Source organism: Pseudomonas sp. AP19, from assembly GCF_001728855.1.
GTDB lineage: Bacteria > Pseudomonadota > Gammaproteobacteria > Pseudomonadales > Pseudomonadaceae > Aquipseudomonas > Aquipseudomonas fluorescens.
In genome coordinates this window covers 24,121-47,765 of sequence record NZ_LXJP01000021.1, presented here as the reverse complement: position 1 = coordinate 47,765, position 23,645 = coordinate 24,121, and the positions used below count along the sequence as shown (strand labels likewise).

24 protein-coding genes and 2 pseudogenes are annotated in these 23,645 nt (G+C 55.1%); 15 read left to right on the top strand and 11 right to left on the bottom strand.

From position 1 onward, the window contains the following. Nucleotides 1-216 precede the first annotated feature (216 nt). From A7D21_RS16225 to A7D21_RS34395, 3 genes and pseudogenes are all read left to right on the top strand, one after another. On the top strand, nt 217-426 hold the full coding sequence (locus A7D21_RS16225; RefSeq protein WP_083272198.1) for an exodeoxyribonuclease VII small subunit: 210 nt from the start codon (nt 217-219) through the stop codon (nt 424-426). Nucleotide 427: 1 nt separating this feature from the next. After that, nucleotides 428-2,152 (top strand): exodeoxyribonuclease VII large subunit, encoded by a 1,725-nt coding sequence (xseA, locus tag A7D21_RS16220; RefSeq protein ID WP_069552129.1) that lies wholly within the window; start codon nt 428-430, stop codon nt 2,150-2,152. 108 nt (nt 2,153-2,260) lie between these two features. Beyond that, nucleotides 2,261-2,458: pseudogene (locus A7D21_RS34395) on the top strand (Arc family DNA-binding protein); the annotation flags it as partial. 494 nt (nt 2,459-2,952) lie between these two features. Here A7D21_RS34395 and A7D21_RS16215 read toward each other — a convergent pair. From A7D21_RS16215 to A7D21_RS16210, 3 genes are all read right to left on the bottom strand, one after another. Beyond that, the gene (locus A7D21_RS16215) at nt 2,953-3,696 is read right to left on the bottom strand and encodes a hypothetical protein (protein ID WP_256556252.1); all 744 of its coding nucleotides are present in this window, start codon (nt 3,694-3,696) and stop codon (nt 2,953-2,955) included. A gap of 8 nt (nt 3,697-3,704) precedes the next feature. Then, the gene (locus tag A7D21_RS36240) at nt 3,705-3,983 is read right to left on the bottom strand and encodes a hypothetical protein (RefSeq protein WP_256556251.1); all 279 of its coding nucleotides are present in this window, start codon (nt 3,981-3,983) and stop codon (nt 3,705-3,707) included. Nucleotides 3,984-5,260: 1,277 nt separating this feature from the next. Beyond that, on the bottom strand, nt 5,261-5,509 hold the full coding sequence (locus A7D21_RS16210; protein WP_053256053.1) for a CsbD family protein: 249 nt from the start codon (nt 5,507-5,509) through the stop codon (nt 5,261-5,263). Nucleotides 5,510-5,734: 225 nt separating this feature from the next. On the opposite strand from A7D21_RS16210, the gene A7D21_RS16205 reads away from it, so the two are divergent. Together A7D21_RS16205 and A7D21_RS16200 are read left to right on the top strand one after the other, a co-directional pair. Further along, a complete protein-coding gene (locus tag A7D21_RS16205; RefSeq protein ID WP_053256054.1) occupies nt 5,735-5,971 on the top strand; it encodes a hypothetical protein in 237 nt (78 codons plus the stop codon). Nucleotides 5,972-6,070: 99 nt separating this feature from the next. Then, a complete protein-coding gene (locus tag A7D21_RS16200; protein WP_083272196.1) occupies nt 6,071-6,697 on the top strand; it encodes a DUF1349 domain-containing protein in 627 nt (208 codons plus the stop codon). A gap of 124 nt (nt 6,698-6,821) precedes the next feature. Here the strand turns inward: A7D21_RS16200 and A7D21_RS35345 are convergent, their stop codons facing one another. Genes A7D21_RS35345 through A7D21_RS16190 form a run of 3 tightly spaced genes read right to left on the bottom strand, consistent with a single transcriptional unit; the run spans nt 6,822 to nt 9,127 of the window. Further along, the gene (locus A7D21_RS35345) at nt 6,822-7,061 is read right to left on the bottom strand and encodes a FeoB-associated Cys-rich membrane protein (protein ID WP_141125131.1); all 240 of its coding nucleotides are present in this window, start codon (nt 7,059-7,061) and stop codon (nt 6,822-6,824) included. Beyond that, the gene (locus A7D21_RS16195) at nt 7,058-8,887 is read right to left on the bottom strand and encodes a ferrous iron transporter B (RefSeq protein WP_069552128.1); all 1,830 of its coding nucleotides are present in this window, start codon (nt 8,885-8,887) and stop codon (nt 7,058-7,060) included. The genes A7D21_RS35345 and A7D21_RS16195 overlap by 4 nt, the downstream gene beginning before the upstream one ends. Further along, a complete protein-coding gene (locus A7D21_RS16190) occupies nt 8,888-9,127 on the bottom strand; it encodes a FeoA family protein (RefSeq protein ID WP_069552127.1) in 240 nt (79 codons plus the stop codon). A 327-nt stretch (nt 9,128-9,454) separates the two neighbouring features. Here A7D21_RS16190 and A7D21_RS16180 point away from each other — a divergent pair, with 327 nt between their 5' ends. Then, nucleotides 9,455-10,516, top strand: coding sequence for an SDR family oxidoreductase (locus A7D21_RS16180; RefSeq protein WP_069552125.1), 1,062 nt, complete (start codon nt 9,455-9,457; stop codon nt 10,514-10,516). 199 nt (nt 10,517-10,715) lie between these two features. Here A7D21_RS16180 and A7D21_RS16175 read toward each other — a convergent pair whose 3' ends face one another. The 3 genes from A7D21_RS16175 to A7D21_RS16165 form a co-directional block, all read right to left on the bottom strand. Next, on the bottom strand, nt 10,716-11,393 hold the full coding sequence (locus A7D21_RS16175) for a glutathione S-transferase family protein (RefSeq protein ID WP_069552124.1): 678 nt from the start codon (nt 11,391-11,393) through the stop codon (nt 10,716-10,718). Beyond that, on the bottom strand, nt 11,390-12,025 hold the full coding sequence (locus tag A7D21_RS34385) for a TetR/AcrR family transcriptional regulator (RefSeq protein WP_073637724.1): 636 nt from the start codon (nt 12,023-12,025) through the stop codon (nt 11,390-11,392). The genes A7D21_RS16175 and A7D21_RS34385 overlap by 4 nt, the downstream gene beginning before the upstream one ends. A 270-nt stretch (nt 12,026-12,295) precedes the next feature. Beyond that, nucleotides 12,296-13,168, bottom strand: a complete 873-nt coding sequence (locus A7D21_RS16165; protein ID WP_069552122.1) for a patatin-like phospholipase family protein — start codon at nt 13,166-13,168, stop codon at nt 12,296-12,298. A gap of 319 nt (nt 13,169-13,487) precedes the next feature. Here A7D21_RS16165 and A7D21_RS16160 point away from each other — a divergent pair, with 319 nt between their 5' ends. The 6 genes and pseudogenes from A7D21_RS16160 to A7D21_RS36235 all read left to right on the top strand — a co-directional run. Next, nucleotides 13,488-14,126, top strand: a complete 639-nt coding sequence (locus A7D21_RS16160) for a cytochrome b/b6 domain-containing protein (RefSeq protein WP_069552121.1) — start codon at nt 13,488-13,490, stop codon at nt 14,124-14,126. Further along, nucleotides 14,123-14,908 (top strand): molybdopterin-dependent oxidoreductase, encoded by a 786-nt coding sequence (locus tag A7D21_RS16155; RefSeq protein ID WP_069552120.1) that lies wholly within the window; start codon nt 14,123-14,125, stop codon nt 14,906-14,908. Before A7D21_RS16160 ends, A7D21_RS16155 begins: the two co-directional genes overlap by 4 nt. Nucleotides 14,909-14,978: 70 nt before the next feature. Further along, nucleotides 14,979-15,230 (top strand): pentapeptide MXKDX repeat protein, encoded by a 252-nt coding sequence (locus A7D21_RS16150; protein ID WP_069552119.1) that lies wholly within the window; start codon nt 14,979-14,981, stop codon nt 15,228-15,230. A gap of 231 nt (nt 15,231-15,461) precedes the next feature. Next, complete coding sequence (locus A7D21_RS34380) at nt 15,462-15,851, top strand: DUF2946 domain-containing protein (protein WP_073637496.1); 390 nt, start codon at nt 15,462-15,464, stop codon at nt 15,849-15,851. 171 nt (nt 15,852-16,022) lie between these two features. Then, entirely contained in the window at nt 16,023-18,038 is a 2,016-nt protein-coding gene (locus A7D21_RS16145) for a TonB-dependent receptor (RefSeq protein ID WP_371859219.1), read from the top strand. Nucleotides 18,039-18,170: 132 nt separating this feature from the next. Then, nucleotides 18,171-18,326 (top strand): annotated as a pseudogene (locus A7D21_RS36235) (hypothetical protein); the annotation flags it as partial. 14 nt (nt 18,327-18,340) lie between these two features. Here A7D21_RS36235 and A7D21_RS16140 read toward each other — a convergent pair. Together A7D21_RS16140 and A7D21_RS16135 are read right to left on the bottom strand one after the other, a co-directional pair. Next, entirely contained in the window at nt 18,341-18,706 is a 366-nt protein-coding gene (locus tag A7D21_RS16140) for a response regulator (RefSeq protein WP_053256058.1), read from the bottom strand. Between the two features lie 23 nt (nt 18,707-18,729). After that, on the bottom strand, nt 18,730-20,172 hold the full coding sequence (locus A7D21_RS16135; RefSeq protein WP_167422780.1) for an ATPase domain-containing protein: 1,443 nt from the start codon (nt 20,170-20,172) through the stop codon (nt 18,730-18,732). 486 nt (nt 20,173-20,658) lie between these two features. Here A7D21_RS16135 and A7D21_RS16130 point away from each other — a divergent pair, with 486 nt between their 5' ends. From A7D21_RS16130 to A7D21_RS16120, 3 genes are read left to right on the top strand one after another with little or no spacing between them, the layout of a single operon-like run. Beyond that, nucleotides 20,659-21,363: an ABC transporter substrate-binding protein gene (locus A7D21_RS16130; RefSeq protein ID WP_256556250.1), complete on the top strand. Its 705-nt coding sequence runs from the start codon at nt 20,659-20,661 to the stop codon at nt 21,361-21,363. Next, nucleotides 21,360-22,205: an amino acid ABC transporter permease gene (locus A7D21_RS16125; RefSeq protein WP_069552118.1), complete on the top strand. Its 846-nt coding sequence runs from the start codon at nt 21,360-21,362 to the stop codon at nt 22,203-22,205. Before A7D21_RS16130 ends, A7D21_RS16125 begins: the two co-directional genes overlap by 4 nt. 35 nt (nt 22,206-22,240) lie before the next feature. Continuing rightward, entirely contained in the window at nt 22,241-23,614 is a 1,374-nt protein-coding gene (locus tag A7D21_RS16120) for an LLM class flavin-dependent oxidoreductase (RefSeq protein ID WP_069552117.1), read from the top strand. The last annotated feature ends 31 nt before the right edge of the window (nt 23,615-23,645 follow it).

Below are 23,645 nucleotides of genomic sequence, written 5' to 3'. Positions count from 1 at the left end.
AAGTTCATGACTCTGCCGGGTTCCCGCGCAAGGCATCAATGATGTCAGTATGGGATTGCAGATAGCGCGTTTGCTTACGGTAGTTGAAGATGGTGGCGCCGGCCATTGCGCCCGGCCAGGCGCAGCCCACGATGAGTAGCGATGTTCAGTCGCCCAATGAAAGCAATGTGTAATGCCGGCCCAAGCCAGATACGGCTCCAACCTTAAGGACTGACGATGCAAGAACGGACGACTTACGAAGGCAATGCGGAATTCATCCGCCAAACGGTGCAACGGCTCGAGGCCGGCGAAGTGTCGATCGACGAGCTTGAGACGCTGACACAGGAAATGGCCACGGCCATGAAGTTCTGCCAGGAACGACTGACCCGGACACGTCAATGCGTCGCAGAAACCATGAAACAGCAGTCGCCGCAGGGCGAGAGCTAACATGTCCGAACCCCAGGTCAAGGGGCACGTCACACTCCACGCGTACCTCCTCAACGTCCAAGGACTAATCAAGGAACACCTTGGCGGGCGCACGTGGGTGATCGCAGAACTCACAGAGTTCAACGTCCGTTCGAACGGCTACTGCCACATGGCGTTGATTGACGCTGTCGACGGCAAGGAAGCTGCCAAGTGCACTGCGACGATGTTTGCCAGCGTGGCCAACCTGCAGATGACAGCATTTCGGTCTGTCACCGGCTCTGATCCCGCACCTGGTATGAAGGTACTACTCAACGTTAGCGCCAGCTTTCACCCTCAGTACGGTTTCAAGCTGGAGGTCTTCCAGCTCGACGGAAATTACACGCTAGGGGAAATGAAAGCCCGTGTGGAGCAGATCGTTGAACGGCTAAAGGCCGAAGGCTATTACAGCAAACAAAAGCAACTCGCCTCGCCATCAGGCTATTGGCGGGTGGCCGTGATATCACCCGAAAATGCCGCCGGTCTTGGGGATTTCCGGCAGGATGCTGACTGCCTCAACCGCCATGGTCTAGTGGAGTTCGCCTACTACGACGCTGTGTTCCAGGGTGAAAAATCGCCTGCGTCAATCAAAGAGGCGCTTCGGCTGGCCTTTGCCGATCACCAGCGCACGCCATTCGACGCGGTCTGTCTGATTCGAGGTGGAGGCGCCAAGGCGGACCTTGCCTGGCTGAACGACTATTCGCTCGCCGTCTGGGTATGCCGTATTCCCATCCCGGTATTTACCGGCATTGGTCATGAGCGTGACGAAACGATCCTGGACCTGGTGGCCCACACTCGCTTTGACACTCCTTCCAAGGTGGTCGGAGCGCTCATGAGACATTTGCAACACGAAGCTCAGGAGCTGCAGAGGGACATTGATCGCAGTGGCATCGAAGTGGAGAGGTTGGTTTCGTTAGAAGAAAATCGACTGCAGGGGCTGGATTCTCGATACAGGCACTCCGTCCACCAGCAAATCACAGGTGCCATTCACGATTTCAAGGACAACGCGGCGCGCTTCGACGCCGGCATCAAGCGCCTACTGCATGAACAGGCGCTCTTTCTGCAACGCACCCAGTCCAGCATTGACCTGTTGATACAACGGCTTCTGGCTGAGGCGAGTGCGCAGCTTGTTGATTGGGGACAGCAGTACAGGCTGTCAATTTCTCAGACGGAGCGTGGAGCGACCGAAGGGCTGCTACACGCATGGAGTGAGGCATCGAGCTTAATGCGGACTCTGCTTCAGGAAGAGATCACTCGGTACCGCCAGGCCTATCACTCCTATCAGCGGCTAGTGCCGGCAATGCTGTCCCATGAGCAAACCCTTCTGCAGCAATCGTCCTTGCGGACTCAAGAGCTTTCTAACCGTCTACTGGACCAGAACCATCTGGAGTTGCAACACGCGGGAAGCAAGGTGGGCAGCATGGTCGGAGCTTTGGTCCATTCCCATGAATCGGATTTGAACATCCTGCGTCAGCGTTACGCGAGTGCCGTACGCTCCGCGGTCCAGGCCGAGGAGCATCGACTCGATCGTTACGGCGTATTGTTTTCCGCCCTCGATCCTCGAGCAGTGATGGCGAAAGGGTTTGCACTTATAAAGTCGCAGGAGGGCAAGCTGTTTCACAACGCCGCTTCGGTTGAGGCTGGCGTTGAACTGCTGATCCAGTTCCACGATGGCCAGGTACAGGCAACTGCCGGTGGGAGAGACGTCTGAACGCTAAGGTCCGGTGCAGTCCGCCCGCACCGCCCCTCCGAAAGTGCGATCTGTGTGCCACTGCTTGCTGCAGAAAACTTCCGATAAATGTAAAGCTCCGCTCCCAATTTTAACATTCGAGCCTCCGATGAGCAGCTACAAGCCATGGCCGACCTGGAAAAAACTCATGGGCGCAGTGCCAACTCAGAGGTCACCAGCGCCGTGATGGAGTTCCTGGCCGGGCGCGTGCATGCGCGAGCAACCCTCAAGATACTCGCGGCGCACCTGGGTGCCCGAACTCGCGGAATAAGTGATCAGCCAGGTTGAGCCCTTCGAACGCTCTGAGATCCGGGGGAAGTCGACAATTGTTATTCGACTACCCGAAGGCATTCGGGTAACCCGCGTGAGTGCTGCAAACGAAGGCGCACAGCGCACCAAACTCCTCCGGAGTACCGAAACGTTTAGCCGGGATATCGCTACGACAAACAGCGAGGAATGCTTCACTGTCCTGCCACATCTCTTGCGCAGCGGCGACGAATCCTGAAAGTCTCAAGATCACGCTCTAACATTAATGCTCGTAATTCGAGCGAGAGCCATTTGAGGTTGAAAGAGCTGGAAACATAGGGAGCTTGGAGGAGGGCGGGTTGAAGACAGGTTCCATTGTCGAGCAAAGTAAAATCACGTGTATATTACGATGAGCTTTCCAGCTCTAGTTTCCGATCAAAATAATCCAGTTAAAATGTTGTCGGGCTCATTACCTAAAGTTTAGAGTCGATATATAACTCAACTAAACATCTATTTAGTTGAGCTATTCTCATAGGCTATTTGCAGAGGAGGGGATCAGTTTCAGGAGTATAGGGGATATCCACCCAGAAACGATCATCCTCCATGGGTTCTATCAACAAACCGGCTCTTTCAACTAAGTCATCGATGATGTCTGCAATTAGAGTAAAGCTGGCCTTATTTTTCCACTCACCATAGTCTTTCGCGATTTCGAGACAGGCAGCTTGTAAGCGCTCAAAATATGGCAAAAACCAATGATCTTTGAGAGTTGAGGCCGTTTTTTCAGAGTCCTGCCAACGAATTCCCAAACCTTCGAGGTTACCCAAGTGGTAGGCAGCGAACTTTAGAACGTCGCCGTAGCACCCGTATATCTCACCTAGAATCTGATCAACTAAACCATGCTCTCTGTAGTTCAAAATCAGTCTATTGGAGCGTTTGTCAGCTTGACCTAAGTCATTAAAAAACGTGTTTTCATAGGCTTCTGTCTGGCTTTCTCCAAAACCAGCAGAAATGGACGTGACCGCAAATTCGTCCCACACGGCAAGAATTACTTGCCACTGCATTTGTTCCAGAATCGACCCATTTTTCTGACGCAGTAGCACGTTAGGGAAGCAGCGGTCGAACGCATTAGTCACTTCAACATGCCCGCACTCATGGGCCAAAATATGGATTGCATGATCTCGACCTTGGGCGTCTTCCAGGTCAATAAGAGGCGAAATATGGTGTGCATTTAGGACAATGTGCGATTTCAAAGCACCGTTACGCAAAACGCCAGGCGTCATGGCAACGCCTACACGGGCGAGTTAGTAGCGGTCAGCTTGTAGTTCGTTTCATACCCGCGATCCAGATCGAACAAAGCTTGGTTGTAGTCGACGGCAAGTGTTATGCCGTCGAGGCCGCTCAAATCGAATTTCCCACCCAGTGCACGCACGGCTTCGCCAACGATTGTGGCAAGGCGTGTTGCCGTGTCGGCATCAGTAAAGCCTCTTGCTTGGATACCAAACCGTTCAGGCATCTTGGAGGTAAACTTCTTGGTGGGTTCAGCGGAAGTATTCTGCGAGTCGTCCATGATGATTATTCTCTGGGAATGGGATGAGCGATGGTCGGCAAACCCATTATCGTCAAGGCGCGAGCGTGGTGTCGAGGTACCACGGATGGCAGCAGTTGAAATCTTTGCACCAACTCCACGCTGAACGCTGCAGATTTCACACAGCGTCGTGGCTGGTGACATTCCTGGAAGCGCTGTTCATACAGGTCGTTAGGTACGACGGATACGGCAAGATCAACGCTAGACCTTTGAGAGATCAAACGATTGCCTGACCTATGATCTGCAAACAGATCCCGCGACGAAGGACACCAGACTCGATTCTCACACTAGCGTTTAAGGATTTCCGATCACGGCATGAAGCTGATGCGCATATTTAAATAATATTTTTGCTGGATGCAGTGAGCGGAGGTCACTAAGGGGCTGATTTTGCGGCCGTTTCATATTTAGCTGTTTATTCGCATATTTAAACAATCTCGACAAGAGCCCCCCAGCCCCGCATAGGACGGTTCGCATAATGTATATTATGTTAAATCATGTACTACGTCAGATAGGTTCATAACGTGCCACGTTCCCTTTCAGCCACGTTCTGGATCTGGAGTCTGGTCACCAGTTCCTAATCGTCTGCTCAGGATTGTTGTCCCTGTTCAGTCTGGCGGCAGCACCTGGTTATTGGATTATTTTACGGAGTGACGAGCTTAGCTGTGCATAAGGTGCGGACGACTCGAAGGCCGAATAGCCGTCAAAATCGTGGAATGAATGATCTAAGTCGAGTGTCCATCATCATCTCTTAAGGAGTAGCTCCCCTAGGATTATCTGCCGCCAGCAACATTCAAGATTTCACCACTATGACGCTGGCGATTCACTGCTTGCCGCAATAACTTGCCGCTCGCTGAAAATCTAGCTAAGGAACTGTGCCCGTTTTCTTTCCCAAAATCCTGGCCGATTTCGCAAGGCAGATGGGAAATGACCAGCGTGTACCGAGTCCGTCCGGAGCTCAGGTTTCTGAAGAAAAATTAACTGCTGTGCGAGCGTGCAAAAACGCGGGATTGATTCAGCGTGAGGCAGTGCCAACGCTTGGGTTGCCCACCAAAAATCAATACAGCGCGGTCAGCATCCGCACAAATTTTCAACGCCCTCCTCTCCTGACTTGACCTTAGCACCGGCGGTCAGCGCACGATGGAGGTGAGCCGTGCATACCGCCCGCGCGCCCGAGGCCCACTGATGGACAGAGCCAAGGGTGCCGGGCGATAGACAAACGCAAAAAGAACGCCGCTGTCGAAACGTCCTTTTTTGCTAAATCAGCGGCGCAAGAGACGGTCTAGAACCAACAGAGCGACGGCACCAATCGCGATTGCAGCAACTGGTTTCTCTTTAACAAAGGTCGATACGCTGTCCAGTGCATCGCCATAGGTTTGGGTCAACTGACCAGCAGCTTGACGTCCCACGCCTTCAGCTTCCAGCTTCGAATCACCAAAGAGTTTACCCACTGCGCTCTGCGCCTTGCCGGCAACTTTTTCTACAGCGCCTTCAACTTGTTCGCTTTTCATGATTCACCAAGCCTTCGTGTGTGATTGAGTAACCCAGGCGTTGCCTGGGCTTGAGGCAACTTGCACAGAATTAGGGGGGCGGGCGTAGTGATTAGTTCAAAGTTGATTGTTGGGCGCTCAGTTGATCAAATGGCGAAGCGATCTTTGCGGTTCGCACGCCAAGGTAATGTTGATGTCCGACACTGGCCAACCCTGCAATTTCTAATCGACTCAGGGAGGAAACTGATGACTGCAGATCCGCTATGTCTCGTCTTTGTGCCGGCTCTGGCGGCAGTGCTGCGAGCCGCCGAGGATAAAAAAGGCGCGCCACTGACCGAGGCTGAGGTTTGCGAAATCCGAGACGCAGCTACGTGTATCGCTCTACCCTTCAGCACGGCTTTAGCCATGGAAGAAGAGCGCGGCTATCCAGACCTCATTGCGCAGGACTGCTGGAATGAATGGCAACGTCTACGCTCCCGGTGATTTGAGCCTGCACCGATGCTCGGCAGGTGGCCTTCGAGCCAGTGCAGAGAGAGCAGGATTGCAGCGCCGATCCATCCGATAAATTGTCGAGGTAACATGATGGACAGGAAGCAGAACGCAGAGCTCAGTCAGGACAGTGAAGCGTCAATTTGGCGAACGGCTGACTGGCTGAATAAACCGCGCTCTTGCCAAGCCTTTAGCGACGGCACCTTGGAGGTGGTTACCGATTCCCAAACCGACTTCTGGCGTAAAACGCACTACGGATTCATACGCGACAGCGGACATTTCTTAGGGTTTGCAACCTCAGCAAGCTTTACAGCCCAAGTCCGAGTTAACGCCGATTTTCGCGAGCTCTATGATCAAGCGGGCATTATGGTCAGGCTCAATGAGGAGACTTGGCTCAAAGCAGGCATTGAATATAACGATGGCATGCCGATGATCAGTAGCGTGCTGACACACGGCACGTCGGATTGGGCGCCCAGTTGCTTTTCTGGCGACCCAACCGATTTTTGGCTTCGCGTGACCGTTTCCGATGGCGTGCTGCGCTTGCAATACTCCACGGACGGCATGACTTGGCCATTGCTCAGGCTTGCACCATTTCCAGCGGCGCAAAGCTATACAGTTGGCCCAATGTGCTGCACGCCGCAGCGACAGGGGTTGAGGGTACGGTTTTCTGAGTGGTCGTTGAGCCAGCCTCTCGGGCGAGACCTGCATGATTTGAGCTAGGGGGATCGGTAGCTTCGGCCAATGTTCATCGGCGCAATTTAATACCCTTGCAGGCTGGATGAAACGCAACGGCTGTTGATTGGCACGCCGTTGAGCCGGGCGATCACTGGAGAGCCGCCGCGGTTCAATCGTCAGACGGCACAGTTATAGAACGGCTGCCATTACGCTCAGCCTCGTCGATTGTCGACGTATCCAGGGTGCGCAGCGCGATGCGTTGGGTGGGTTGGCAGCCGGAAGAGCACGTACCGCAACCGCTGGCGCAGCCTCCGGCCTTGGAGGGCGCCAAGCGTCGCCACACACTGAACACCGCGCCAATCAGCAACACGCCGATCACGGCATATTGAGCCATGAGTCCCAGGGTCATAAGGCGGCCTCTGCGATTCGATAAGTAATGAACGCGAGAGCATAGGCGACTGCGAACATGTAACTGAACGCCAGGGCGACCTGCCCCCAACTGGCGGTCTCCTTGCGGATCACCGCCAGGGTAGACATGCATTGCGGCGCGAAGGCGAACCACATCATCAGGGATAACGCGCTGGCCAGCGGCACTTGCGCGGCCAGGGTTTGGGTCAGCGAGGTGAGATCGTCGCCATTGGCCACGGCATACACCGTGGCCAAGGTCGCGACTGCGGTTTCGCGCGCGGCGAACGCTGGAATCAGCGCCAGCGTGATTTGCCAGTTGAAACCCAACGGCGCGAACACGTGCTGAAGCGAAGCGCCCAAATACCCGGCAAAGCTGTAATCAATCGCCGGGTTGGTCGCGCCAGCCGGAGGGTTGGGGAAGTTCGAGATAAACCACATGATCACCGTGAGCGCGAGAATGACGCCCGTCAGTTTCTTGAGAAACAAGTAACCGCGCTCCCAGAGCATTTGGATCAGGTCACGTGCGCGCGGCAGACGGTAGGCCGGCAGCTCCATCATCAGCATGGGTTGCTGCTGGGTCGTTGGCCTGAAACGCTTGCACACCCAGCCGACTGCCATGGCGCCGACGATGCCCACGCCATACAAACCGAGCAACACTAACCCCTGCAGACCGAACACGCCGCCGACACGGATGTCTGGAATTACCGCGCCGATCAACAGGGCATAGACCGGCAGCCGCGCTGAGCAAGTCATCAGCGGCGCCACCAGTATGGTGGTGAGCCGATCGTATTTATCACTGATACTGCGCGCGGCGATGATGCCTGGAATCGCGCAGGCAAAACTCGACAGCAGCGGAATGAACGAACGCCCCGTCAAGCCGACGGCACGCATCGGCCGATCCAGAATGAAAGCGGCCCGCGGCAGATAGCCAGACTCTTCAAGAATGAAGATGAAAAAGAACAGCACGAGGATCTCGGGCATAAACCCCAGCACGGTGCCCAGCCCGCTGATCAGTCCATCGCAAATCAGCCCGCGCAATGGCCCCTCTGGCAGATAGGTGCCAGCCAGGACGGACAGCGCACTGAAGCTGTCACCGATCCAGTCGGTGACAGGTTTGCCGATCAGGTAAACCCCTTGGAACACCAGAAACATGATGGTGACCAGTGCCAGCGGCCCTGCCACCGGGTGAATCAACCATCGATCAAGCGTATCAACACGCGCATCGGACAGGTGCGGCGTGTTCACACATGTTTCGAGGATGTCACGCACGCGCGCATGTAAGTCGGCGCCCTGCTCCGGGGCGGGTGCCGGTTGGATGGCATCGCAGCCATCCACCGCGTTCAGCAACGCCCGCGCACCATCGCGGCGAACGGCGACCGTTTCTATCACCGGCATCCCGAGCGCGGTCGAGAGTCGAGTGGTATCGATGCGAATACCTCGGCGATGTGCAGCGTCAGCCATGTTCAGGACCAGGACCGCCGGTAATCCCAGGCGTTGCAGCTCAAGCACGAAGCGCAGGTGCAAGCGCAGATTGGTGGCATCGACCACGCACAGCAACAACTCGGGGCGCTCCTCGCCGGGGTACAAGCCCTGCAGCACGTTCAAGGTGACCTGTTCGTCCTGGCTGACGCAGGCCAGGCTGTAAGTCCCCGGCAGATCCAGTACACGGAATGTGCGACCACTGGCCGTACGTGCAACACCCTCCTTGCGCTCCACCGTAGCACCGGCGTAGTTGGCAACCTTTTGCCTGGCGCCGGTCAGCAAATTGAACAGCGCGGTCTTTCCACAGTTCGGATTACCCACCAAGGCTAAACGGATGGTGGCCATTCAAACGCTCACTTCGACGAGGATCATTTGGGCTTCGTTGCGGCGCAGCGCAAACCGGCTGCCCCCCACCTGGATAAGCACCGGATCACCGCCCCAGGGCGCCCGCGCCACCACCGTAACCTGCTCGCCCGGCACGAAGCCGATGTCCTGTAACCGCTGACTCAGCGGATCAGCATTGCCGGTTCCTTCCACATGGGTTACGCAAGCTTTTTGGCGGTGAGGCAGGTCAACCAAACGCATAATGGCATCCGACGAAGATGGTAATGATTTCGGTTTGCACGATGCTAGGTGCCGGACGCGCCCGTTACAAGCAGATGAAGATATCTTCATTTTCAGCGCGCCTGGCTGGCGCAAGAACGCGTTTGAGAGAGGCAGCGCTGCCGCGAGGATTAAACACGTACCCATGACCAGCCAAGTTACGTCGATACTCGATTGCGCGTTTGGACCTGGTTTTGATGTAGCGCTTTATCCAGGAATAGAGGCTATGACGGCCGCCCATACCGATCCTGTTTAGGTTGAACCTCTGTGGCTTAGGTGGACTCCCAAGCCTACATCTAGGAGGAACTTATGAGCCAAACAGCTTTGGTCGTTGGCGCCAGCGGCATCGTCGGCAGCGCCATCACTCAGTTACTGATCGACAACACGTGGCAGGTCGCCGCGCTATCGCGGCACCCGTCGCCATCGCAAGGTGTGATCCCCATTGCGGCAGACCTCCAAGATCCAGCTGCGCTGGAACATGCGCTTGCGGATCTGCAACCGACGCATGTGTTCATTACCACATGGTCACGGCAAGCCACGGAGGCCGAGAACATTCGCGTCAATGCCGCCATGGTACGCAACGTGCTCGCCGCCATTCGCCCAGCCAAGAGCGTTGAGCACGTAGCACTGGTTACTGGCCTGAAACACTACCTCGGCCCTTTCGAAGACTATGGTAAAGGCCGCCTTGCGCAAACACCGTTCCGCGAAGAGCAGGGTCGTCTGAATGTCGAGAATTTCTATTACGCCCAAGAGGACGAACTTTTCGCCGCGGCTGAAAAGGACGGCTTCACATGGAGCGTTCATCGCCCGCACACGGTCACCGGAGTTGCCGTAGGCAACGCGATGAATATGGCCACCACCCTCGCCGTCTACGCTTCGATCTGCAAACACACCCATCGCCCTTTTGTGTTTCCGGGATCAAGCGTGCAGTGGGACAGCCTCACCGATATGACAGATGCACGGCAGTTGGCGAAACAACAACTGTGGGCGGCCACCACGCCGGCTGCGGCCAACCAGGCATTCAATGTCACTAATGGCGATGTGTTTCGCTGGAAATGGATGTGGAGCCGAATTGCCGAATACTTCGACGTACCTGCTGCCGATTATCCCGCCGCACTCTCACCGCTTGAGACGCAAATGGCGCAAGACCAAGCCGCGTGGACGCAAATAGTCGCGGAGCACGGCTTGAAAGAAGCCGATATAGATCGCCTGATCTCCCCATGGCATACCGACGCAGACCTAGGTCGACCCATCGAAGTCGTCACTGACATGTCGAAAAGCCGTGCAATGGGCTTCACCGCCTACCAGGCGAGCGATCAAGCGTTCTTTGATGTGTTCGACAAACTCCGCGCGATGCGCTTGATACCCTAGGTCGCGCTACAACGGATAGGTAAAGGCCATACGGTGCGGGCCCCTTTCCGGGGCCCGCAGTCGTTAACCAAGCACAGTGCGCCACTTTACCAATACTCACGGGGCAGTGACGTGCGGTAGCCCGGATGCCTAAAGAGCAGTAAATCTCTGCCCATTAGCCGGGCGTCCAGCAATGCCAGTCGATCAAGATCTGGCGCGTCTACTGAGTAATCTGAGGGAACATTGCTTTACGCGCGTCAGCATCCATCTCAGTCTTGTAGTTGTGCTGGGTCTTCAGTTCTTCAGTTCGCTGTGCTGCCGGTCGAGCATTGATGTCATCAAGGAGCCGTTTTACGTTTGGAAGTTTTGCCCAAGCGTCATTACCCAGGATGAACGGTACCGCGCGCGCCCAACCCCATACGGCCATGTCCACCAGCGTGTACTCACTTCCGAGCATATAAGGCTGTTTGGCCAGATGTTCGTTGATGATCGTCCAGTGACGCCAGGCTTCGAAGGTGTAGCGGGTAACGGCGTAGTCTTTTGGCTCGGGGGCGAAGTGCTTAAAGTGAACAGCCTGTCCAGAGTACGGGCCGATACCGGTCGCGACAAACATGAGCCAGGAATACATCTCACCTCGCGCCTTGAGGTTGTCAGCAGGCAGGAACATCCCGGTCTTTTCAGCCAGATAGAGCAGTATGGCATTGCTGTCGAATACCACGTTGTCACCATCAACCAGAGCCGGTGTCTTGGCATTCGGATTGATCTTGAGAAACGCCGGATCGTGCTGTTCACCCTTGCGCGTATCAACAGGGATGAGTTCGTACTCAAGGCCTGACTCCTCCAAGAACAGCGCAACCTTCGCGGGGTTAGGAGACGGGTGATAGTAGAGTTTGATCATATTGACTCCGTGCAGTGGTTTTCAGTGAACATCGCTAGAGCCAAGGGAGGAAGACCAAGGCTTTTGATGGCAATACCAATGGCGTCTATTACACACACCGGGTCGGGATTAATCCGAGACAAAACTCGAATCCCCAGTAACACACTGAGCAAATGATGCGCCCCCTGCTTTACATCAATCTCAACAAAATCGGCAGATTGCAGGTGGAAGGCTTGCAAGCGGCCTTCAAAAAAACTGCGAATGGACTCGAACTCTTCGGCAACGGCCTGTCGCAAATCCGTGTCTTCTGCATTGGCTTCGAGGGCAGAATTCACCAGCAGACACCCACGTTGAAAAGGATCGTTCAGTGTGCGATTCAACACTTCTGCGAAGAACCTGGTTATGGCCATTCCAGCGTTTGGCAGCGCTTCAAGGCGCCGAATTCGATCACGCACACTGCACTCCAGATAGTGCACGAGGGCGCGACGATAAAGACTACGTTTGTCGCCAAACGCGTTGTAAAGGCTTGGCTGATTGAGCCCTGTGCGATTGACCAGGTCTCGGGTCGAGGTACCCTCATAGCCTTGTGTCCAGAACGCTTCAGCGACTGCTGTTAAAACAGTCGACTCATCGAATGTACGGGGACGGGCCATGGTTTTCGCACGCGCTTGAGAACTGTCGTTGACCATAGCACAGGTTTTGTATCGATCACCACAAAACGAATTCCACACCTCCGAGCGTCACTGACCGGAGAGGCGCACGGAAGCATTCTCGACTGGAAGAACGAGAACTGGTCAGTTTTTGATCTCGGCTCGCATCCTTCCACATCCCGTGAAAAGGCGGCGCACGTGAACCCACCATTCAGCGCCAGGGTCATCTACCGCCGCAGGCAATCGGTAAACCTGCCTTTTGAAAGGCGAAGATCACTCTTTACCAAAATGATGAGTATGGGCGAGTAACGAATCGGGTATCCCGTCGCGAACCAATCCGCCCTCTTCTATCCAGGCTTGGGTTGACTGATAAGCACGCTGCAGCAATTGGTCTGTCTGGTTGAAGTCAAACACTGAAGCGTCCAGTGGGCACAACGGCGGGACGACATGGATGGCTGCGCGTGTGCGGTACAACTCGATGTCACGCACCAGTTGACGCATGCTCATCAAATTGAGCGTGTGCAAGGCCAGCGCAACGAGTCCACTGGGCGGACATGGGCAGGCACAACCGAATCCGGTAGGTAGAACCAGAACCCGCGTTGCGCCCAATGCCACCGCACTGGCAATCGGCGTGTTGCTGCTGACTCCGCCATCGACCAGGAACTTTTCTCCGACTCGCACGCTGGGAAACACAAGCGGAATTGCGGCGCTGGCGAGCAAAGCCTGCTCAGCACTGCCACTCGACAGAAGTTCTTCGGCACCACTGAGCAAATTGGTGGTGACGATATAAAGCGGTAACTCGGTGTCTTCGATCCATTTGACCGGCAGTGACCGGCTCACTAAACGATGCAATGCGGATGCGCTCAGCAAGTGCCCACGTCGATTAAGAATACCCTTGAGGGTATCGAGCGCCGAGAACGGAAACACATCCGACTTACGCAGACCGCGCCAAAAGTCCGCGAGTTCGCTCACGCCTTTGGCATTCGGTCTGGCTGCGAAGTAGGCACCGTTGATGGCGCCGACCGACGCTCCCACCACCAGGTCGAAGGCAACCTCAGCCTCAACGAGTGCCTTTAACATGCCGACCTGAACCGCGCCAAGGCTCCCACCACCCGCAAGTACAAGAGCAGTTTTTACAGTTGGCATAAACGCACCCTCATCGATAACGCCCTTCTGACGTTACAAGCCTAGCTGGCTGGCGACATAGGCTACGAAAATGATGTTGACTCGCCGTAAACCCCTGAATGCCGCTTCGAGCGTGAACCCCCCTTCAACGTGTTCGGCTTTGTCATCAACCCGTCAATTTGTCGGGGTCAATTAAAGCGTTCGGATCAAGGCCACCTGCCTGAGAGGCCTATTGGACGTACGGAACGCTTCGCCCGTCTCGAAGGTGCGTCGTGTTTTTAGTCAGCGTCTACACTCGATCAAATGGTTATGACGTTATTCCTGTTTGGAGTCTCCTCCAATGCAAGCGGCACCTGAAACAACCCGGGCTGCTCCTGTGACACCGCAAAGCAGCCATCCAGCCTGGTTGAGATTGGCCCATTGGCTGAACGCTTTGGCGGTGTTGGTAATGGTCACCAGTGGATGGCGTATCTATAACGCCTCTCCTCTTTATAATTTTAATTTTCCCTCATCGATTACCTTGGGTGGTTGGCTGGGGGGCGCGTTGCAATGGCATTTTGCAGCAATGTGGATGTTGGTCGTAGTCAGCCTTCTCTACCTACTTTTCAATCTTTTCAGCGGCCGCCTATCGCGACGTTTTTTTCCCGTATCACCCAAAGGCTTTTTTCATGACCTGCGGTCTGCACTCCATGGGCGGCTGAGGCATGACGATATAAGCCATTACAACCATGTGCAGCGTGTGGCGTATCTGTTTGTGATGCTCGACATTGCAGTTCTGGTGATTTCCGGGTTGGTTTTGTGGAAGTCAGTTCAGTTTCCGCTACTACGTGAACTGCTGGGCGGCTACGACAGCGCTCGGCATGTGCACTTCATTGCGATGTCTCTGTTGGTGGCTTTCATCGCAGTGCATTTGGTGATGGTCGCACTGGTTCCAAAGACGTTATGGGCCATGATTGCCGGCCATAAGGAGCGCGTATGAAGAAGCGTGAACAAAGTCCAGAGCTGGATGAGTCGTCCATTTTGATGGATGCGCGCAAAATTATTTCGCTCCAGGTCGAAGATCGCTCACGGCGCGCCTTTCTTCTGCGTAGCTTGACCCTGGGCGGAGTGGCGATGCTGTCCGGATGTAACATTTCCGATAACGATCAAGTTGAAACGGCGCTGTCCTCCATGTCGCGCTTCAATGACCGGGTGCAAGGCTGGTTGTTCAGCCCGAACGCCATGGCCCCCACCTACGCTGAGTCGATGATTACGCGGCCATTCCCCTTCAACGCCTTTTACGGCATCGATGAAGCGCCTGTCGTCGATGAAGAAACCTACCGATTGGAAGTCACCGGCATGGTCGCCGACAAGCGCAGTTGGAAGCTTGAGGAACTGCGTGCCATGGCACATAGCGACCAGATAACCCGGCACATCTGTGTCGAGGGTTGGAGCGCCATCGGGCGCTGGGGCGGTGTGCGCTTCAGTGATTTCCTAAAACGCGTCGGGGCCGATACCGACGCAAAGTACGTCGGTTTCAAATGTGCCGACGATTACTACACCAGTATCGACATGGCCACGGCACTCCATGCTCAAACGCTGCTGACGCTGACCTACGACGGTGCCGTCCTGCCGCGCGAATATGGCTTCCCAATGAAGCTGCGCATGCCTACCAAGCTTGGCTACAAGAACCCAAAACACATTCAAGCGATTTTCGTCACTAATACCTACCCGGGTGGTTACTGGGAAGACCAAGGCTACAACTGGTTCGGTGGCAGCTGACGCCCGTGGCAACTCCATTGCGCAGCCCGGGCTGCGCTTATTCGCAACCTGAGTATCAAGGAGCTTCACTATGAAAAGGTTTACTACTGCAATCCTAGGTATGTGCCTGGCAGTGGGCGTCGCCGTTGTACACGCCGACGATACGATGGGCAATGACACGATGAAGAAGGACACGATGTCCCACGATACGATGAAAAAGGACACGATGAAAAAGGATGCAATGCATAAAGACTCCATGGGTAAGGACACGATGAAGAAGGACTCAATGTCCAAAGACAGCATGAAAAAAGACGATATGAAAAAGAATGACATGTCTCAGTAAGTCAGAGCCCCACAGGCAAATGTTACTGCGTCTGGAAAACCCGCCTCGGCGGGTTTTCTCGATGGCACCTGAAGGTGCAATGGCATCAAGCGCCCTCGCCTCCTACTCGTCAGCCCATCAGCCATCTCGGCAACGACATGACGCGCCTGCGGCGAAATAGCGCACGTGTGAAACTTTTACATCGCTCCTTAATTGCGGCTAAATAAGCGCCCCTCTACGCTGACCTTGCACATGTCCTCGTTGAAACGCATCAGCCCTTGGATCGCCTGCCTGGCCGTGTTGCTAAACATGTTTGCCATGCCGCTGAGCCGCGCTATGCAGACGCCGGATGTTCAGTTGATGCTTTGGGGGGGATTCTGCTCGGGAGGTAGTTCTCAAGCTTTACCTCCCGGGTTCAAGAAAACACTCGAGACTGTCCAGCAAGCCCCTTCAAAAACGGTTATGCAGCACGGTGATTGCTGCTGTGGCCATGCGGGAATGGCAGCGCTTCCCTCCAACTACTACCGCCACTTCTTACCGCAATACACATCCGACACGTCCCTCGACAATCCTGAACTGCCGACGCTCCATCCCAGGATTCGGTGGCCAAGCCTAAGTCCACGCGCCTCTCCCTTCGCCTGATCACAACACCGCGACATTGTCCGGTGCTGCGTATTTAAATCTTTTAGCGGCCTCGATGGACGCTAGACGCCTTTAAAGTTTCTTGATCACCAGGAAGTGCGTGCCATGCCTGCTTCACTTACTTTGCGTCCTGCAAAGCGTTTGTCTGTGTCCCGTTCCCTATGGCCGTTGATGTCGGTTGGCCTATTCGCAATGGACCCTTTGTGCGCGGCGCTGGCCGACGTCGGTAAAGTCGAAGACTCGACCCTGACGCTGGGCACCGTGAACGTTCAGGGCTCAGCCAGCGGCCCCTTGAGTACCAGCAGTGTACTCAGCTCGGTGGATATCCTCGGGGGCGATATCTTGGAAAAAATGCCAGTCAATTACAGCTGGGAGTTGTTCAGCCGAGCTCCCGGCGTGATGCTCACCGAGTTCAACCAGGGCACGACCTCAGGGAAAATTTCCTTCCGGGGCTTTAACGGCGAAGGCGAAGTGAACGCCGTAAAGCTGTTGATCGACGGGATTCCGAGCAACAGCAACGACGGCAACATGCCGTTCATGGACATGATTTTCCCCATGGAGCTGGACAGCATCGAGGTTGTCCGAGGCACCAGTGATGCGCGCTATGGTCTGAATAACATCGCCGGTAACGTCAACATGCTGACCCGCACCGGTGGGGACTACAGCAAGGCGCGGATTCGTTACGGCAGCTTCAACACTCAGGAAACCCAACTTGCCAAGGGCATGCAAAGCAGCAACTGGACTCAGAACTATTTCTTTGCCTATCAAACATCCGATGGCTACCGGGATCATTCCCAGGCAGACAGGTTTTCGATGTCTGGTAAGTGGTTCTACACACCGGATGACGACAGCTACCGAATCGGCCTGATCGCCCGTCACTACGAAGCTGAGGCTCAGGAACCCGGCTATTTGACCGAAGATGACGCCCGCCATCATCCGAGCATGACCAACCGTTTCAACGCCACCGACAAGGGCACTCGGCGTATGAATCAGGTCAGCCTGCATTTCGATACAGACGTGGCTGAGAACCTCGCGTGGTCAGCGAAGACTTACGTCAACACCTTCGATGATCGACGCTGGACGCAATATTGGCGCACGAGCGCCCAACAGGAACGTGATGCCTACGAAACCCAGTATGGCGCCCTTACATCTCTGACATGGCGACCTGAAGTTAGCTGGCTGTATGACTTCGCTTTGGAAGGTGGTGCAGACGTACAACAACAGCAGAACAAGAGTGAACGCTATCGCACCAAAGACCGTGCTCGCCTGGCAACTACCCGCGACCAGCAGTTCGATTTCGACACCTACGGCGCTTACGTCCAGGCGGAGATCAAACCTTTCGAGTCGCTGAAGATCGTACCGGCGTATCGGGTCGACAAAATTCAGGGTGAGTTCACCAACGAAATGACCGGCCTGGACTACGACATCAACGATTATGGCCTGATCAAACAGCCCAAGCTTAGTGTGGTCTACTCGCCGTGGGACGCGGCCAGTTTTTATGCCAACTGGGGCCGTACCTTCCAGGTTGGCACCGGCGCGGCCGCCTACAAAATCCCGCCAAGAGATATCGATCTGGCACCTTCAATCAATGAAGGCTGGGAAACCGGCATCAAGTTCACCCCGGCGGACTGGATTGACGGTCGCATCGCCTACTGGCAGCAAGAGGCCTCGGGTGAAGTCAGTCGCCGCCTCAACGACCCGAGCGGCGACTCAGATAACGTTGGTGAAACCCGACGTTGGGGTTACGACTTACAGATGAACCTGCACCCTGACCAACGCACTGACATCTGGATGGCCTACTCCTGGCAGTATTCGAAAATACTTCAGCCAAGTACCAGTTTGCCCAACAGCAAAGGCCAGGAGATCGACCATATCCCCCATCACCTCTACAACGCTGGCATCAGCTATGAAGCAACACCTGCCTTGCAGTTGACCGCCTGGATGAACGGCCAGACCCACTCCTACCTGGAACGAGAAAACACCCAAGGAACGTATGGCGGATACGTGCTGATGAACCTCGGTGCCACCTACAAAGTGAGCGAGTCAGTGAGCGTCGACCTGCAGTTGAAAAACCTCACCAACCGTTATTACGAATACGTCTGGTACGACCCGGACGGTGCCCAAGCGTCCCTGCACTCACCCGGTGATGGGCGCGCGTTGTACGCCGGGCTTACCCTGGACTTTTGATGTGGGTAACCGCTGGGGCCCTGTTTGGCCTCAGCGGTACAGAGTACGAATTCGCAGCAAACCTTTACTCGTCGTTAAGCAGAGGTAATAAAGATGCCACTCATTTTGGAAAAAACCTGACGCTCCGTAGCGTTGCTTGCATCCTTTGCAACTGCCACCGCGGCGTTTGCTCATGCGCACTTAGAGAGTGAAACGCCAGCGCCTGATCGCACGGTAAGTGCACCGCAGCAACTGCGTCAGGTGTTCTCCGAGGGCGTTGAAGCCACATTCACCCCAGTCACCCTCACTGGTGGATCGAACAGCTACTCTTCAGAAGCCAAGAGCTTTTTAACTTCGGCAATGATCAAGTCGATGTCGAATGGCTTTGCCAATACCGCATCAAACAGATCGGATCTCTGCATACCGATGTGTGCCTGAGCGCCGCTCATCAAGATGATCGGCAAGTGATTCGCGCCAGGCAGTGCTCGAACGGCTGTGGCGAATTCCAGGCCGTCCATGACCGGCATCATAAAGTCGGTAATGATTAACGCAGGCCGCTCTCGATCGAGCACTTCGAGCGCTTTTCGACCATTGCTGGCCGTTACCACCATGAACCCCTCATCCTCCAGCGCGAAGCTGAGAATGTCAGCGATCAGATATTCGTCGTCGACGACCAGGATGGTGGTCATGTTAATTCAACCCGCACAAAGACTTAAGATGCTGAACCGGGCGATGACTCAGTGGGGACTGATGGTTCATGTCTCGAAGCCTTTTTCAGGAAAACGTCTTGATCACGAATGACGACCTCGAAACGCGAAGGGTCGTAAGAGCTGTCTCGTACTTTAAGAATGGAAAGCGTCCTGCTTAGTTCAGACTGATTTTCAGAGAACCGCATAAGCATAAGGTTGTCGACGATACTGGACAGGTCAGAGTTAGGTGCACTGACCTCGGAGCCAAAAAGATCGCGCATTTCCCACGAGGCAAATACCGTCACGCCCCTGGATCGCAGTTCGTTCATCAGCGCACTGAAGAAGTCATTAATTCGCGCCGGATTTGTGGTGACGCGGTTCATACCGCTCAAGCTGTCGATGAACAGGCGCTTGATACCCTTTTCTTCAACGAGACTCAGCAGTCGTGCGCCCAACCCATCCAGCAATCCCTCAGTCGTAGGCTGCCAGGCAATGCACAGGGCGCCACGGTCCTCCATGTCTTTGATATCGATACCCAGTGATTGGCCTTTGAGTCGCAGCCGTTGTGGGCTTTCGTAGAAGCCAAAATGCAGGCCCGGCGCTTCCACCGTCGACTCAGACAGGAATTTGAGGCCGAGCGTTGTCTTGCCAATGCCGGAGGGGCCTATGACCAGCGTCACACTGGAACTGTGCAGGCCTCCGCCGAGTATGTCGTCCAGTGATTGAATGCCACTGGCGATACGCGTCATGTCGGCGCTATCAGGAGAGGATGGGTGGCTATAGAGACTTTCCAGCCTTGGGTAAACCACCAAGCCATTTTCGGTAATTTCACACTCGTGAAGCCCCGTCATTGCCGAGCTGCCGCGCGTCTTACGCAGCTGAATTCTACGCACTGAACGCGTGCCATATAGCTCCTCGCCCATTTCAATCACGCCATCAACCATGGTGTGCTCTGGGCTGCCATCGTCGAGGCGGGAACTGGTCAGAAACAGCACGGTACAACCCGCAAAAGCGGCGTGCCCCTGCAGTTCAGAGATGAATTTTTTGGTGTCGATGTGCGAATCAGCTTTTGAGCGCGCATTGAGCAAACCATCCACCACCATAACGGTAGCTTTCTGGCGGCTTATCTCGCGCCGGAGCAGTTTGACTACTTCATCCAGTCCTTCGTTTTCCAGCGTATCGAATGCGCTGACAAACTGGATTTCAGCCCCGACCTTGGACGCGTCGAAAAAGCTCATCGTCGAAAGGAATTGAAAAAGACGGTCATGTGACTCGGCCAGAAGCGTTGCGACTAAAACCCGGCCTCCATTTTCGGCGTGATGGAACCCAAGCTGGTTGGCCAGAATCGTTTTACCAGACCCTGGGCGCCCTTGGATAATGTATGAAGAGCCTGCTACCAGCCCGCCCTTGAGCAGAGCGTCGAGCCCTTCGATTCCACTTTGGAGGCGTTTTAGCTTTTCCACGATGCGACCCTGATCTGAAAAACAGGCTGTTTAAGCCGAATGGACGGAATGCTAACGCCATTTTCGCTCTGGGGCCATTTATGCGTGGAGTATGGTTGGCTTAGAGCGCTGCACGTCCCGCCCCAGGGCTGCTTATTATTCGAGCTTCGCACCTAAAATCAACCTTCCAGATAGAGCACGCTCGCCACTCTGTCGCGACCGCTGAAAAGCCTCGGACGGCATGGTCCTTGAGACTCGAGTTCTGAAGGTGCGTGCGCCGGCGCCCTACGATATAGCCTTAAGCGAGCCTCTTATTCCATAAAACAAGTACAAACGTATTTTATAGTGCGTTTTAATCTATTCAGATTTTTGAATTGATTGGGGTATTTGTCTTTGAAAACTACGGCATTTCTACCGTGTGGCTTGGCGTTGCTCGCTACGTGTTCAACGGCTTTCGCAGGCCCCGTTCTGGATCGCGTGACGCAAAAAGGCGAGTTGACCGGTGTCTTGATGGAAAACTATCCACCCTTCTCTTTTCTCAATGAACAGAACCAGCTGGACGGTTTTGACGTGGATGTCGCCAAGGCTGTTGCACAACGGCTTGGAGTGAAGCTCACATTGGAAACACCGTCCTGGGATGTGATTGCTGCTGGCCGCTGGAGCGGGCGCTATGACATTTGCGTCTGCTCGATGACCCCGAGCAAGGCCCGCGCCGAAGTGTTCGATTTCCCCGTCGAGTATTACCAGTCGCCCGCGGTGATCGTGGTGAACGCCAAGGACAACGACATCAGGGCGAGCAAAGACTTGTCCGGCAAAAAAGTTGGCGTGATCAGTGCGTCGACTTACGAAGCCTACTTGAACAAAAACCTGGTGATCGAGGGCGCCGAGGACAAGCCTTTGAGTTATCCATTCGATAATGTTCAGGTGGCGCCCTACGACAATGAGACAGTGGCTTTCCAGGATCTAGCGCTGGGTACTGGCGTGCGTCTTGATGCCATGGTCACCAACCTCATTACTGCCCGCGAGCGAATTGCTCAGGACCCTCGCTTCAAAATTGCGGGCGATACGCTGTACGCCGAACCAAACGTAGTCGCCATCGAAAAAGGCGACCCTCAGTGGAATGCCAAAGTCACCGACGTGATTACTCAACTTAAAGCCGACGGCACGCTGAGCAAGATTTCGCAAAAGTGGATCGGCTCTGATATCAGCCAATGACAGCCCTTCCCCCTCTCCCAGCCAAGGTAAATATCGCATCCGCAAACGATTCGCGTCGATTGAGGCAGCTCTTTGGCTTTCGCACTCGGTTGTATTTGACGTGGTTAGGCTTGTTCGGCGTGTGCGCGATGTTTTTCATGAGCTTCGATCTGAAGTTCTCGATCATTCTGGAGAAGTGGCCAAATCTGGTCGGCCTGCATTTGGGGCCTAACGGCTTCTTGCAGGGTGCCGCACTGACGTTGTTTCTGTGCTTCTGTTCGATCTGGCTGTCGCTGCTTCTTGGCTTCATGACCGCGCTTGCACGCCTGTCACGTAGCGCAGTGGCGTTCGGTATCGCGAGCTTCTATGCGTCTTTTTTTCGCGGTACGCCGCTGCTGATCCAGATTCTGCTGATCTACTTGGGTTTGCCGCAGTTGGGCGTCGTACCTGGGGCGATCAGCGCGGGGATAATTGCGCTCTCGCTGAATTATGGTGCCTATCTGAGTGAGATTTTTCGCGCCGGTATCCTGGCTGTCGCCCCCGGACAACGCGAAGCGGCGATGGCTCTGGGTCTTAGCTCAACGGCGACCTTCGTGCACATTATCCTGCCGCAAGCGATGCGCACGATCATTCCCCCGACAACCAGTCAGTTCATTTCAATGCTGAAGGACTCATCGCTGATTTCGGTGATGGGCGTCTGGGAGGTGATGTTCCTGGCGCAGTCCTATGGGCGGTCTTCTTACCGCTACATCGAAATGCTGACCACCGCCGCCGTCATCTACTGGCTGTTGTCCATAGGGCTTGAATTGATACAGCACAGACTTGAACGCCACTACGGTAAAGGCTTCAAGAATCAGCGGTGACACGCTCCTCCACTTACTCTTTTTCAGGTACCACCATGTCAGATCCAAGACCTCTGTTGTTCGCGCTCTATGAGCAAGCCAGTGTGGGCTGTGGCGGTGCGCCAAGTCTTTGGACGCACCCGGCTGACGAACGACTGGCCATCAACTCGTTGGGTTACTGGTCGAACCTGGCGCGCATTGCAGACCAGGCTCACCTCGACATGTTGTTTTTCGGGGACGTCCTGGGGTTCTACGACGTGTTTGGTGGCAACGCTGATGCGGCGATGAAATGGGCCGTGGAAGCGCCGGCGAATGACCCGTTGATGATCATACCGGCATTGGCGGCAGTGACAGAAAACCTAGCCTTTGGGGTCACCGTGACCACCAGCTACGAGCATCCTTTTACTCACGCCCGACGCTTCAGTACGCTGGATCACCTCACCAATGGCAGGGTGGGCTGGAACATCGTTACCTCATACCTGTCCAGCGCAGCCCGCAACTTCGGCCTGGAGCAGATGATCAAGCACGATGATCGCTACGAGCGCGCTGAAGAGTTTATGGATGTGGTCTACAAGCTCTGGGAAGGCAGTTGGGCCAACGACGCGGTGGTCGCCGACAAGACTCGCCAGCTCTACGCGCAGGGTGATCGTGTACGCCCCATCAACCACGTTGGCGAACATTACCGGGTGGCCGGGCCGCACCTGACCTCTCCATCGCCCCAGCGCACACCTTTACTGATCCAGGCCGGCTGGTCAGGACGTGGACGGCAATTCGCGGCCAAGCATGCTGAATTGATCTTCATCGCCAAATCCAGCCCTCTGGAAATTCGTCAGGGGCTGGAAGAAATCTGGGCTCAAGCCCAGGCGCGCGGCCGGCAGGCTGAGGACGTGAAATCTTTAACAGTGCTGCGAATTGTCACCGCCAGGACCGAGATCGAAGCTCAGCGCAAATATGATGAGCTGCAAAGCAACTATCACTTGCAGGCCCAATTGGTGAGCTACGCCGGCGACACCGGTATCGATATCAGCCGTTACGCTGACAGTGAGGCGCTTTCGACCCACACCGAAGGAATGACCTCCTACGTGATGCGGCCTGACGGCAGTGGCAAACCGTTGACCGCCGGTGATGTGAAACAGCGCTTTGCCAATGTAACCCGAGGCAGTGACCTTATCCTTGTGGGTACTCCACAACAGGTAGCCGAACGCATTGAGGAACACGCGCGTATTTCTGGCACCAGCGGCTACATGCTCAATCCGCTGCTCAGCCCGGGCAGTCTTGAAGATTTCGTTGAGCTGGTCATTCCAGAGTTGCAAAAACGTGGCCTCTACCGAACCCAGCCGCAAAGCGGCACCTTCCGCTCTCGGTTACGGCGTGACGGTTCAAGCCATTTGCCCGCGTCAGCTTATGGCGCCTCGTTCCGTTTCGACTGAAACCTTTAGAGGGGGGCGACTCGTCCCCCCT